Origin of the sequence: Flaviramulus aquimarinus, from assembly GCF_039543205.1 — a bacterium.
Taxonomy (GTDB): domain Bacteria; phylum Bacteroidota; class Bacteroidia; order Flavobacteriales; family Flavobacteriaceae; genus Flaviramulus_B; species Flaviramulus_B aquimarinus.
Genome location: NZ_BAABJH010000001.1, coordinates 778,639 through 792,185, shown reverse-complemented (window position 1 = coordinate 792,185; position 13,547 = coordinate 778,639). Strand labels below are relative to the sequence as shown.

Genomic DNA, 13,547 nt, shown 5'->3' with positions numbered 1-13,547 from the left:
CCATGGAGCATAATTTAGCAGTAGGATTAGACATAGGAACCACAAAAATTGTGGCTATGATTGGTCGTAAAAACGAATACGGTAAAGTTGAAATTTTAGGTATAGGTAAATCTAAAAGTTTAGGGGTACATCGAGGTGTTGTAAATAATATTACACAAACTATCCAGTCTATACAACAAGCTGTTCAAGAAGCTGAAGTTGAAGCTGACATGAAAATAGAAGACGTAACGGTAGGTATTGCAGGTCAGCATATCAGAAGTTTACAACACAGTGATTATATAACACGATCAAATTCAGAAACGGTTATAGATGATGATGATATCGATAGGCTTATCAATCAAGTTCATAAGCTAGTGATGCTTCCTGGAGAAGAAATTATTCATGTATTGCCACAAGAATATAAAGTTGACGGTCAAGCCGAAATAAAAGAACCCATAGGAATGTACGGAGGTCGTTTAGAAGCGAACTTCCATGTAGTAGTTGGTCAAGTGTCCTCAATTAGAAATATCGGACGCTGCGTTCAAAGTGCTGGATTAAACTTAGAAGGCATTACTTTAGAGCCATTAGCTTCAGCTAATGCCGTGTTAAGTCAAGAAGAAAAAGAAGCAGGTGTTGCCTTAATCGATATAGGAGGAGGAACAACAGATTTAGCTATTTTTAGAGATGGTATTATCCGCCATACCGCAGTTATCCCTTTCGGTGGAAATGTGATCACAGAAGATATTAAAGAAGGTTGTTCCATCATAGAAAAGCAAGCTGAACTATTAAAAATTAAGTTTGGATCCGCATGGCCAGGAGAAAACAAAGACAATGAAATCGTCTCCATTCCAGGCTTAAGAGGAAGAGAACCCAAAGAAATCACCTTAAAAAACCTGTCTAAAATCATTCATGCACGTGTTGTTGAAATTATAGAGCAAGTGTATGTTGAAATTAAAAATTACGGACACGAAGAGCAAAAGAAAAAACTAATAGCAGGTATAGTTTTAACAGGTGGTGGGAGCCAATTAAAACATTTAAAGCAGTTAGTAGAATACATAACAGGAATGGATACTAGAATTGGGTATCCAAATGAACATTTGGCTGGCGATAGTGATGATGATATCACAAGTCCCTTATTCGCAACAGCCGTTGGTTTGGTTTTAGACGGTTTAAAACGTCAAGAAAGAAAGAAGGTCGAGCAACAAGAAGAGCAGGTTGTAAATGAGCTAAAAACACCAACAGAAGAAGATATTATAGAAAAACCTATTAAAGAAAGACGCTCATTTCTTGATAAGTTAACAGAGCGTGTTAAAGATTTTTTAGATAACGCAGAGTAATTAAAACCATTGAATTAATAATATTAAGTATAAAACCCCAGTAAAACAGAATTTATGAGCAGCAAAAAAGAATTCGAAAGCATCGCATTTGATTTACCTAAAAATCAATCAAATGTTATTAAAGTTATTGGCGTCGGTGGAGGCGGTAGCAATGCTATTAACCACATGTTCCAACAAGGCATTAAAGGTGTTGATTTTTACGTTTGTAATACAGACGCACAAGCCCTTCAAAATAGTGGTGTTCCAAATAAAATACAACTAGGCCTTAATCTAACAGAAGGATTAGGGGCAGGTGCAAACCCAGATATAGGGGAGCAGTCTGCAGTTGAAAGTTTTGATGACATCTCTCAAATGCTCGATACCAATACCAAAATGGTTTTTATTACTGCAGGAATGGGCGGAGGAACTGGAACAGGTGCTGCTCCAATTATTGCTAAAATGGCTAAAGATTTAGACATTTTAACCGTAGGTATTGTTACCATGCCATTTCAGTTTGAAGGTAGAATGCGTATTGAACAATCCCAAAAAGGAATTGAAAAATTAAGAAATGTAGTAGATTCATTAATTGTTATAAATAATAACAAACTTCGAGAAGTTTATGGCAATCTTGGTTTTAAAGCAGGGTTCTCAAAAGCTGACGAAGTACTATCCACAGCTGCTCGTGGTATTGCCGAAGTTATTACGCACCATTACACACAAAACATCGATTTACGCGATGCTAAAACGGTACTAAGTAATAGTGGAACTGCTATTATGGGGTCTGCTTTGGCATCAGGTCAAAATCGCGCACAAGATGCTATCCGAAAAGCACTGGATTCTCCATTATTAAACGATAATAAAATAACTGGAGCTAAAAACGTATTACTGCTTATAGTTTCAGGTGCTCAAGAAATAACAATTGACGAAATAGGCGAAATTAATGACCATATTCAAAATGAAGCAGGTCATGGTGCAAATATAATCATGGGTGTTGGCGAAGATGAAGCTTTAGAAGAATCAATAGCCGTAACTATTATAGCAACAGGGTTTAACATTGAGCAACAAGATGAAATTTCTAATACAGAAACCAAAAAAGTAGTGCATTCACTTAGTGAAGAACAAGATTTAGATGCTAAGGAAAAAGAGCCAGTAATTATTGCTCCTATTATTGAATTAGAAGAAAAAAAGGAAACTCCTGTAGTGCGACATACATTAGATGTAGATACTGAAGAAGATGAAGCTCCCAGTTTTTCCAATAATGATAAAACTGTTACCCCATCAGAAAATATAGATTTAATACCAACTTCAGAAATCATTAAAAATATTAATGTTGTTTATGATGAAGTAAGCGCAAATATTGAAGAAAACGATGAAGATTTTATCATCAAGCCAGTCACAAGAATGTCTAGTGATGTAGAAAATGTTACAGATGTAGAAGTCATTTCAGATTATATAGAAGAAGAGCAACAAATTACATTAACATTTGATTTGCCATTGTCTAATAATGATGATGTAGAAGAGGTTGAAAAAGAAGATATTATCTCTTATGATTTAACCGATGATGATGTTAAAGATATTGCTGTAAACGATTATGTTGAGTTAATTACAGTAACAGAAACCAATGAAGAAGGTGATGTTCGTTATGCACTTGATGATTATGTTGAAGTAGAATCTTCAATAAATAAAAAGCAACCAGTATCAAACGAGGTTTTGGAAGAGGTAGATGCAGATATTGTTTTTGAAAAAAAGACTCTAAAAGAGCCTGCATTAGAAGAAGATGTAGAAGAAGAAATTGATCCAATGAATACGCCAATTTCAGAATTGCTTAAAGAACGTGCAGATGAGCGCAGACGAAAGATGAAAGATTTCAATCATAAATTCAATAGTTCAAAAATTGATGATATAGAAAAAACGCCTGCTTACAAACGTCAAGGTATTGATTTAAGTGAAAATAAACATTCTTCTGAAACCGATTTATCTAGAACAAGTATTGGATTAGATGATAATGATGACATACAACTTAGAACTAATAATTCATTCTTACACGATAACGTAGACTAGCTTAAGCAATTTGACCTAAAGTGTTATTTAAATACCCGAAAAGTCCCTCAGCTTTTCGGGTTTATTGTTTATTCTTGTAACTCAATTTTGAGATGTCTGCAAGACGAACTCAAAGATGTAAGTTGAACTTTTGCCTGCTAGTAATCAGGAATCCCGCTTCCAATAGCTATCGGGATTTAGTTGGGGTCTAGGTTTAATACCTTTTTATTCCAATTTTTGTCATGTCCTTAAAGGCATGAATCTTTTTTTCTTATTATATTCGCATTCAGTAAATATTATAAAATTATGGGTTTACAACAAGATATAATGTCAGCTTTAAAGGAAGCGATGAAAGCTAAAGACCAATTAGCTTTAACAGCATTGCGTGCTGTAAAATCAGCCATATTACTTGCGCAAACTGAAAGTGGAGCAAAAGAAGACTTGACAGAAGAACAAGAGCTTAAAATACTTCAAAAACTAGTTAAACAACGTAAGGATAGTGCGGCTATTTATTTAGAACAGGATAGAAAAGATTTAGCACAACCAGAAATAGATGAAGCAGAGGTTATCAGCCAGTTTTTACCAGAAGCTCTAACCGACGAAGAAATTGAAAAAGTTGTTGTAGCAGTTATAGAACAAACAGGAGCTGAGGGCATGAAAGATATGGGGCGAGTTATGGGTATGGTGAGTAAAGAATTAGCTGGACAAGCTGATGGAAAAACCATTTCTAATATTGTAAAGTCAAAATTAGTATAATACAAAATAGATTCCTGATAAAGTAGGGATGAATGGCCCCGTGGCGCAACTGAATAGCGCATCAGATTTCGGCTCTGAGGGTTACAGGTTTGAATCCTGTCGGGGTCACTATTAAATAAAGCCTGAGCATACAAATTCAAGCAAACTTGATTTGACGCTTAGGTTTTTTTTATTTTCAATCCCCCCATCCCGATAGTTATTGAAAACTATCAGTAAGAGCTTTTATGACGTACTTAGCGAATCCTTTGTGAAACTTTAATAGTAAGATTTAATATTGATTTGTAAGATTTGAATTCTGCTCGCTAGAGATTAAAACTAAAACTTAATAATCCATGCTATTATCAATCCAAAATGATAATTACTACTTAGGAACGATAATTCTTATTATTTTAATAGGTCTTTTAGTAGTTCTTATATTTTTATTTATTAGAAGGGTTATTACTAGTATAATAGATGGATTGGAGATAATTTACACCTTATTTTCTAAACGACCAGCTTTTGTTCATTTTTACCCTTTTATTAAAAAATTAAATAGTAATCAAACTAATATTTTAAAGCAGCAGTTTACGTTTTATAATAGGTTAGATGCTAAACATCAAAGATATTTTAGACATCGCTTGGCTTCATTTATTGATGATAAATCATTTGTCGGTAGAGATGGTTTTTTAATAACTGAAGAAGTGAAAGTTTTAGTTTCTGCAACAGCCTTGATGCTAACTTTTGGTTTTAGGGATTTTATTATTCATTCTGTGAAAAGCATTATTATATACCCAACAGAATATTATTCAGAGTTAAATAAAGTTAACCATAAGGGGGAATTTAATGCAAGCCTTAAAGCCATAGTGCTTTCATGGAATAACTTTATAGAGGGTTATAGAATTGAAAATGATAAATTAAATTTAGGAATTCATGAGTTTGCACATGCCATTCATTTTAATAGTATTTATCAAGATGATATTAACTCTGTTATTTTTATAGATACTTTTACACAACTTAGAAACATGTTTTCTTCTAATAAAAATTTTAAAGAAAAATTAATTACTTCCGAATATTTAAGGAGCTATGCCTTTACTAATGATTTTGAATTATTAGCAGTTATTTTGGAAACATTTATTGAAACTCCACAAGAATTTAAAAGACAATTTCCAGAGGTTTACAGTAAAGTAAAACAAATGCTCAATTTTAACTTTTCAGGGTATTAGTCATGACTTTTATCATACTTTTTAAAGTTTTAGTTTAATAATTTTATTGGTAGCTAAACTTAAAGATTAAAAGTTATGATACGAAAAGCACCGATTTCAATGATAATGACAGAAAATGTCATTACATTAAAAAAAAATGATAGTTTAGAAAAAGCAGAACACCTTTTTAAAAAACATCGTATAAGACATATTCCAGTAGTTTCTGATAATGTTGTTGTTGGTATGTTGAGTTATAGTGATTTACTAAGACTTAGTTTTGCAGATTTAACTGATAATATTGATGAAGATGCTGATGCCCTTGTATATAATATGTTTACTATTAAACAAGTCATGAAAAAAAATATTGTTACGGTGTCCTCATCTTTCTCTATAAAAGACGTTGCAAAAATTTTAGCGACTAAAGAATTTCATGCGTTACCCGTAGTTGATAATAATACATTGATAGGGATAGTTACTACTACAGATCTTATAAAATATTTATTAAAGCAATTTTAACACATTGTATATACTTAAAAACAAGTATTTGAATAGTTGCTAATAAGTGATATATATCATAAAATAGTTTCTCTTTCTGAATTAATTTTACTTTAGAATTTAAATTGAAAATCATGAAACAACGTACGCCAGTTTCTACTATAATGACTAAAAATATTATAGGATTAACACGATCAGATGATTTAGAAAGAGCAGAAATGCTTTTCAATAGACACAAAATAAAACATATACCCGTAGTTTCAGGAGAAACTATTATTGGCATGTTGAGTTACACAGATTTAATGCGAATTAGTTTTGCGGAAACAGCACCAGAAAGGGATGATTCTGTTGATTCCGTAGTGTACAATATGTTTACAATAGAACAAGTTATGGTTAAAGATGTGGTTACTGTAAATAGCGAAACTACTATAAAAGAAGTTGCTCAAATTTTAGCAGACCGTGAATTTCATGCTTTGCCAATTGTAGATGATGGAACTTTAGTAGGTATTGTTACTACAACAGACTTACTAAATTATTTTGTAAAACAATTTTAAGAATTAGCTAGCGCTTTTAAATCTTTTATTGTTTTTAGTTGGTTGGTACTTTTAAAAACATAACTTCCAGCTACTAATATATCTGCGCCAGCTTCAACTAATTGTTTTACGTTTTTATTGGTTACACCACCGTCAATTTCAATTTGAGTAGAAACGCCTTTTCGTTTAATTAAATCTTTTAGTTGTTTTACTTTGCTGTAAGTGTTTTCAATAAAACTTTGACCTCCAAAACCTGGGTTAACGCTCATTAAACAAACTAAATCGATATCATTAATAGTATCTTCTAAAAGATTAACATTTGTATGTGGGTTTAAGGCAACACCAGCTTTCATACCTTCAGCCTTTATAGCTTGGAGTGTTCTGTGTAAATGTGTACAGGCTTCATAATGTACGGTAAGCACATGGCTACCTAAATCCGCAAAAGTTTTTATATATCTATCAGGGTCCACAATCATTAAATGGACATCAATAGTCTTTTTTGCATGTTTGTTAATAGCTTGTAAAACGGGCATTCCAAACGAAATGTTAGGAACAAAAACGCCGTCCATGATATCAATATGAAACCAATCTGCTTCACTTTGGTTTACCATGTCTATATCACGTTGAAGATTAGCAAAATCGGCTGCTAGAATTGAAGGGGCTATTAATTTAGTACTCATGCGTTGTAGCGGTTTTTTAACATTGCAAATATATGAAAGAAAGTTATAAGCAAGAAGTACGAAGAAAAAGTTTCTTTACTTAAAGAAACTGAAAGTTAGAAGAAAAAACAAACCCTCGGTAATCAGCCGAGGGTTCTTTCATCAATCAAAAAACGAACAGTTATGTGTAACTGTTTGTTACTGTAATTTAGTCGTTAAACGCGCTCAAACATAACACATGATTTGTGGTGTTTGAGTATAGTCGAAACTAACCTAAATAAGTCTTTAATATTTTACTTCTAGATGTATGTTTTAATCTACGAATAGCTTTTTCTTTAATTTGTCTTACACGCTCACGAGTTAAATCGAAAGTCTCACCAATTTCTTCTAAGGTCATTGGGTGTTGGTTTCCTAAACCAAAATATAAACGAATAACATCAGCCTCACGAGGTGTTAATGTTTCTAAAGCACGCTCGATTTCAGTACGTAAAGATTCGTGTAGTAATTCTTTATCTGGGTTTGGAGATTCCCCGGAATTTAATACATCATATAAGTTAGAATCTTCACCTTCAACTAAAGGTGCATCCATACTTACATGACGTCCAGAGTTTTTCATAGACTCCTTAACATCGTTAATGGTCATGTCCAATTCTTTTGCAATTTCTTCAGCAGAAGGCGGGCGTTCATGACTTTGCTCTAAAAAAGCAAATGTTTTATTAATCTTGTTAATAGAACCAATTTTGTTTAATGGTAATCGTACAATACGCGATTGTTCCGCTAATGCTTGTAGAATCGATTGACGAATCCACCAAACCGCATATGATATAAATTTAAAACCACGTGTTTCATCAAAACGTTGAGCTGCTTTAATTAAACCTAAATTACCTTCATTAATTAAATCAGGTAATGTTAGTCCTTGGTTTTGATATTGCTTAGCTACCGATACAACGAAACGTAAATTAGCCTTGGTCAACTTTTCTAAAGCTATTTGATCACCAGCTTTAATACGTTGTGCTAATTCAACTTCTTCATCGGCTGTAATTAAATCAACCTTACCAATTTCCTGTAGATATTTATCTAACGATGCAGTTTCTCTATTAGTAACCTGCTTCGTAATTTTAAGTTGTCTCATCTAATGTTCTCCTGAATTTAATTGTGAATAAATAGGTTGTTCAATGGTTATACGTAAAAATGATACATTTTGTTACAAAAAATATGAAATATTTTTCTGAAACCTATTTTTTAGACTCTAAGTCTATTTAAAAGTCACAATATTAGTAATCAATGATTTTTCATAAATTTTGATATAATACAGTAAACTAAAAGAAATCAACCTTTTGCGTTCTCTAAACCTTTTAACGTTACAACCTTTAACGCTTATAGATGCTTTTAACTTAAATAGACATATTTAATCTTCAACTCGAATAGTAACAATACTTTCTATTTTTAATTTTTTTCCTTTTAGTCGTGCGTCATTAAAATATGATTTGGCATCATGTTTAGCATCAATTAGCTCTAAGATTCGACTATTATCATATTCGCAAATGTCATTAGCATTTCCTTCTGTTTTAGATAGTCTTTGTATTTTATGAAAGTTTATTTTAACATCTAAAATGGAGTTTATAATATCACTTGCTTCTGCAGGAGTAAAGCAGCCATCAATAAGTTTAATTTCTTGATCTGTAATAATTTCTTTTGTTGTAATTGAAAATGTTTCCATAATGTTATTTATTTAAATTAATGTTTATAAGGTATTTTGAATTATACATAAGTAAAGTGGCATTCCAAGTGTTATGTTAAATGGGAATGTAATTGCTAAAGCCATAGGAATATATAAACTAGGACTTGCTTTTGGCACTGCTATTTTCATAGCAGCAGGCACAGCAATGTATGAAGCACTGGCAGCAAGAATAGCAAAGAGTAATCTATTGCCAACTTCGGTGACAAACATACCGCTTACCACTGCGACTATAGTTCCGTTTATAATTGGAATAATAATAGCAAACGTTATAGCAAACCAGCCTTTTTTGATAAAGTCGTTTAATTTTTTTCCGCTGGTTATCCCCATATCCAGTAGGAAAACGGCAAGAAACCCTTTAAATATATCTGTAGTAAATGGTTTTATGCCTTCGGCTTGCGCATCACTGGCCAAGAAACCAATCACTAAACTTCCTATGATTAATAACACACTACCATTAAATAGAGCGTGTTGTAAAACGCTTTTAAGTGGAACATCAGATTTCTTTTTGCTACCATTAAAAATCATAATTAGCAATAGACCAATCATTATAGAAGGGGCTTCCATTAGTGCCATGACTGCTACCATATGCCCGCTAAATGCAATCTGTTCTATTTCTAAAAAAGAAATTGCCGTAACAAAAGTTACTGCACTTACTGAACCGTATGCTGCGGCAATTGCACCAGCATTTTCCACACTAAATTTTCTTCTCAATATAAAATAAGCATAAATAGGAACTACAACTGCTAAAAAAACACCGAAAAGCAATGACCAAAGAATCTCTAAATCGAATTTGCTGTGTGCTAATTCTTGTCCCCCTTTAAACCCTATGGCTAGTAATAGATAAAGTGAAATAAACTTTGAAGAGTTCTCGGGAATCTTTAAATCACTTTTTAATTGAACTGCAATAATCCCTAAAAAGAAAAACAATAGTGCAGGGTTGGTTAGGTTGTCTATTAATAAATGTAAATCCATAAAGTTTAGTTATCTTTTTATAACCGGTGCAAAGTTTATACATATATTTCATATATTTTTATTTATATTTATTATGAAAAACATAAGATAAATTTATGAATTATACATTACACCAATTAGAAGTCTTTTTAAAAATTGTTGAATTACAAAGTGTCACTAAAGCTTCAGAGGCTTTATATCTCACACAACCAGCTGTATCTATTCAGCTTAAAAAATTTCAGGAACAATTTAAAATACCCTTATTTGAAATAGTAGGTAGGCAAATTTATATTACAGAATTTGGACAAGAGGTTGCAGATGCTGCCTTAAAAATTCTTGAAGAAGTTAAAGCAATAAATTATAAAGCACTTTCGTATCAAGGACAACTCGCTGGTAAATTAAAAATAGCTATTGTGTCTACAGCTAAGTACGTGATGCCTTATTTTATTTCAGATTTTATAAATGAACACCGAGGCGTTGACCTAGTAATGGATGTTACAAATAAAGCCTCGGTTATAAAAGCTTTAGAAAACAATGAAGTTGATTTTGCCATGGTTTCAACCATACCTAAAAAACTTAAAATTAATAGAATTGAACTGATGAAAAATCAATTGTTCATGGTTGGAGGAAAGGATTATAAATTTAAGGGTGATTATTTGTCTAAATCTGAATTTCAAAAACTGCCATTAATTTATCGTGAACAAGGTTCGGCTACACGACTGGCCATGGAAAAGTTTATTGAATCGAAAAAAGTATCTACTTATAAGAAAATGGAATTAACGTCTAACGAAGCTCTAAAACAGGCCGTTATTTCAGGATTAGGTTTTTCAATAATGCCCTTAATAGGTATAAAAAATGCCGTAGCTATTGGCGATTTACAAGTTATACCTGTTAAAGGCCTTCCTATGATAACGAATTGGAATTTGATTTGGTTGAGTTCTAAAAACATGTCTACCATTTCAAAATCGCTAATAGAATACGTTAATGAAAATAAGGAAGTTGTAATCAAGAAGCATTTTGGCTGGTTGAAGAGGTATTAAATATTTGCAACATTAATAGATAAAGAAAAGGCCTATCAATTAAAATTGATAGGCCTAGTTATTATTTTAAGATTAGAGGTTTAATCTTCTTTCTTGTCTCCTCTTGGTCTTCTATCGTCACGACGGTTATCACGCCCACGATTATCTCTACCTCGGTTATCACGTCCACGGTTGTTATTATCTCTTGGTGGTCTTGCTACATAACCTTCTGGTTTTGGTAAAATAGCTTTACGAGATACTTTTTCTTTACGTGTTCTTGGATCTTGTCCAAAATACTTCACATCAAAAACATCACCCATATTTACAACATCCGAAACATTTTCCGTACGTTCCCAAGCTAATTCGCTTACGTGTAATAAAACTTCATTTCCTGGAGCGTCCATATATTCTACAACAGCGCCAAAATCAAGCATTTTAATAACTTTTACTTCGTAAACGTTACCAATAGTTGGTTTAAATAATAAAGAATCTATTTTTGCTTGTACAGCATCAATACCTTCATTACCAACACCTAATATTTCAACAATACCTTCTTCAGTTACTGGATCTTCATTAATTACAATAGTAGTTCCAGTTTCTTTTTGCATTTCTTGAATGACTTTTCCACCTGGACCAATTAAAGCTCCAATAAATTCATTAGGAATTCTTCTGGTAATCATTTTTGGAGAATGTGGCTTCACATCTTCTGCAGGAGTAGCGATTGTGTCTGTTAATTTTTCTAAAATATGTAAACGACCATCACGAGCTTGTTTTAATGCATTTACTAAAATCTCATATGATAAACCTTTTACTTTAATATCCATTTGGCAAGCCGTAATACCATCTGCAGTACCTGTTACTTTAAAATCCATATCTCCTAAATGATCTTCATCACCTAAAATATCAGATAAAACAGCATACTTTCCAGAATCTGCATCAGAAATTAATCCCATAGCAATACCAGAAACAGGTTTTTTCATTTTTACACCAGCATCCATCATAGCCATTGTGCCAGCACAAACAGTAGCCATAGAGGACGAACCGTTAGATTCCAATACTTCAGAAACTATCCTTACTGTATACGGGCAATCTTCAGGCACCATACCTTTTAAAGCACGTTGTGCTAGGTTACCATGTCCAACCTCACGACGTGAAGTTCCACGGATAGGTCTTGCTTCTCCAGTACAAAAAGGAGGGAAGTTATAGTGTAAGTAGAAACGCTCTTCACCTTCAAAAGATGGCATATCTATTTGGTTTGCTTCTCTAGAAGTCCCTAAGGTTACCGTTGCTAATGCTTGAGTTTCCCCACGAGTAAATATAGAAGAACCGTGTGTTGATGGTAAATAATCTACCTCACACCAAATAGGTCTAATATCTGTAGTTTTTCTACCATCTAAACGTAAACCTTCGTTTAGTGTTAAATCTCTAACAGCAGCTTTTTCAGCTTTACTATAATATTTAGAAATTAATCCACCAAAATCTTCTTGCTCTTCTTCAGAAAAAGATGCTTTTATTTCTTCTTTAATTTCACCAAATGCAGCACTACGTTCATGTTTTGCAGAACCTGCTTTTGCAATAGCATATACTTTATCGTATGCCATATCGTGAATTTTTTGTGCTAAATCGGCTTCTTCTCTCTCGCCTTCATACTCACGTATTTCTTTTTTACCGAAAGCTTCTGCTAAAGCTACTTGAGCAGCACATTGTATTTTTATGGCTTCGTGTGCAAACTTAATCGCTTCAGTCATTTCTTCTTCAGAAATCTCATCCATTTCGCCTTCAACCATCATTACTGAATCAGCCGAGGCGCCAATCATCATATCGATGTCTGATTCCTCTAATTGAGAACGTGTTGGGTTGATAACAAACTCACCATTTACACGACCAACTCTAGCTTCAGAGATTGGACATTCAAAAGGGAAATCAGACAATTGAATTGCTGCCGAAGCTGCTAAACCTGCCATAGCATCTGGCATAACATCATCATCGTGAGACATTAATTGAATCATAACCTGAGTTTCAGAATGATAATCTTTTGGGAATAATGGACGTAAAACACGGTCTACTAAACGCATTGTTAAAACTTCACCATCACTTGGTCTTGCTTCTCTTTTAAAGAAACCTCCAGGGTAACGTCCAGCAGCTGCAAATTTTTCGCGATAGTCTACTGTTAATGGTAAAAAGTCAACATCTGCTTGTCTGTAATTGGAAACTACTGTACATAACAACATACATTTTCCAGATTGAACAACAACAGAACCATGTGCCTGCTTTGCCAATTTTCCGGTTTCGATAGAAATTTGTCTACCGTCACCTAGGTCTATGACCTCTTTAAAAACTTGTGGAATCATAAATTTTTTTAATTCTAATTAAACAATGGTCTCCGTCTTACTGGACGGACAGGGTTGTGTTGTGTGTAGTTGTTGTGTATTTGACCAATGAAAAACTGTAATTAGCTTCTTCAATACGTGTTTATACTCAACGCAGAGTAATATAAAAACTAAAAAGAGGCGTAAAGCCTCTTTTTAAAATTATTTTCTTAATCCTAATTCTTTTACTATGGCACGATATCTTAAGATATCTTTCTTAGTTAAGTAATCTAGTAAAGCACGACGCTTTCCTACTAGTTTTACTAAAGAACGCTCTGTATTAAAATCTTTACGATTGTTTTTTAAGTGCTCTGTTAAGTGGTTAATTCTTTGCGTAAATAACGCGATTTGTCCTTCTGCAGAACCGGTATCGTTTTTTCCTTTACCGTGTTTTGCAAACATTTTTTCTTTTGCTTCTTTTGATAAATACATGCTAATATTATTGTAAATAATTGTTATGTACACGAAAGCCTTTCTTTCGAGCGGCAAATATAGTAATTTTAAATGG

At 33.0% G+C, this 13,547-nt stretch carries 13 protein-coding genes and 1 tRNA gene; 8 read left to right on the top strand and 6 right to left on the bottom strand.

What is annotated here, in order from left to right:
* The first annotated feature begins 2 nt into the window (after nt 1-2).
* The 7 genes from ftsA (at nt 3) to ABD941_RS03570 (ending at nt 6,321) form a co-directional block, all read left to right on the top strand.
* Nucleotides 3-1,316: a cell division protein FtsA gene (gene ftsA, locus ABD941_RS03600; RefSeq protein ID WP_345272676.1), complete on the top strand. Its 1,314-nt coding sequence runs from the start codon at nt 3-5 to the stop codon at nt 1,314-1,316.
* Nucleotides 1,317-1,370: 54 nt separating this feature from the next.
* Complete coding sequence (gene ftsZ, locus ABD941_RS03595) at nt 1,371-3,356, top strand: cell division protein FtsZ (protein WP_345272675.1); 1,986 nt, start codon at nt 1,371-1,373, stop codon at nt 3,354-3,356.
* A 285-nt stretch (nt 3,357-3,641) separates the two neighbouring features.
* Nucleotides 3,642-4,091 (top strand): GatB/YqeY domain-containing protein, encoded by a 450-nt coding sequence (locus ABD941_RS03590; protein WP_345272674.1) that lies wholly within the window; start codon nt 3,642-3,644, stop codon nt 4,089-4,091.
* A 34-nt stretch (nt 4,092-4,125) separates the two neighbouring features.
* A tRNA-Arg gene (locus ABD941_RS03585) sits at nt 4,126-4,199 on the top strand.
* Between the two features lie 224 nt (nt 4,200-4,423).
* Nucleotides 4,424-5,293, top strand: a complete 870-nt coding sequence (locus ABD941_RS03580; RefSeq protein WP_345272673.1) for a zinc-dependent peptidase — start codon at nt 4,424-4,426, stop codon at nt 5,291-5,293.
* Between the two features lie 75 nt (nt 5,294-5,368).
* Nucleotides 5,369-5,788 carry a CBS domain-containing protein gene (locus ABD941_RS03575; protein WP_345272672.1) on the top strand — a complete coding sequence of 140 codons (420 nt, stop codon included), beginning with the start codon at nt 5,369-5,371 and terminating at the stop codon, nt 5,786-5,788.
* Between the two features lie 113 nt (nt 5,789-5,901).
* Nucleotides 5,902-6,321: a CBS domain-containing protein gene (locus ABD941_RS03570; protein ID WP_345272671.1), complete on the top strand. Its 420-nt coding sequence runs from the start codon at nt 5,902-5,904 to the stop codon at nt 6,319-6,321.
* Here the strand turns inward: ABD941_RS03570 and rpe are convergent.
* The 4 genes from rpe to ABD941_RS03550 all read right to left on the bottom strand — a co-directional run bounded on the left by rpe (nt 6,318) and on the right by ABD941_RS03550 (nt 9,672).
* On the bottom strand, nt 6,318-6,980 hold the full coding sequence (rpe, locus tag ABD941_RS03565; RefSeq protein WP_345272670.1) for a ribulose-phosphate 3-epimerase: 663 nt from the start codon (nt 6,978-6,980) through the stop codon (nt 6,318-6,320). The genes ABD941_RS03570 and rpe overlap by 4 nt on opposite strands.
* A 247-nt stretch (nt 6,981-7,227) precedes the next feature.
* On the bottom strand, nt 7,228-8,091 hold the full coding sequence (locus ABD941_RS03560) for a sigma-70 family RNA polymerase sigma factor (protein ID WP_019387909.1): 864 nt from the start codon (nt 8,089-8,091) through the stop codon (nt 7,228-7,230).
* A gap of 276 nt (nt 8,092-8,367) precedes the next feature.
* A complete protein-coding gene (locus ABD941_RS03555) occupies nt 8,368-8,679 on the bottom strand; it encodes a hypothetical protein (RefSeq protein WP_345272669.1) in 312 nt (103 codons plus the stop codon).
* Between the two features lie 24 nt (nt 8,680-8,703).
* Complete coding sequence (locus tag ABD941_RS03550; RefSeq protein WP_345272668.1) at nt 8,704-9,672, bottom strand: sodium-dependent bicarbonate transport family permease; 969 nt, start codon at nt 9,670-9,672, stop codon at nt 8,704-8,706.
* 95 nt (nt 9,673-9,767) lie between these two features.
* On the opposite strand from ABD941_RS03550, the gene ABD941_RS03545 reads away from it, so the two are divergent.
* Complete coding sequence (locus tag ABD941_RS03545) at nt 9,768-10,691, top strand: LysR family transcriptional regulator (protein ID WP_345272667.1); 924 nt, start codon at nt 9,768-9,770, stop codon at nt 10,689-10,691.
* 80 nt (nt 10,692-10,771) lie between these two features.
* On the opposite strand, the gene ABD941_RS03540 is transcribed toward ABD941_RS03545, so the two are convergent.
* Together ABD941_RS03540 and rpsO are read right to left on the bottom strand one after the other, a co-directional pair.
* Nucleotides 10,772-13,021, bottom strand: coding sequence for a polyribonucleotide nucleotidyltransferase (locus tag ABD941_RS03540; protein WP_345272666.1), 2,250 nt, complete (start codon nt 13,019-13,021; stop codon nt 10,772-10,774).
* Between the two features lie 180 nt (nt 13,022-13,201).
* Nucleotides 13,202-13,471, bottom strand: coding sequence for a 30S ribosomal protein S15 (gene rpsO / locus ABD941_RS03535; RefSeq protein WP_345273661.1), 270 nt, complete (start codon nt 13,469-13,471; stop codon nt 13,202-13,204).
* Between the last annotated feature and the right edge of the window lie 76 nt (nt 13,472-13,547).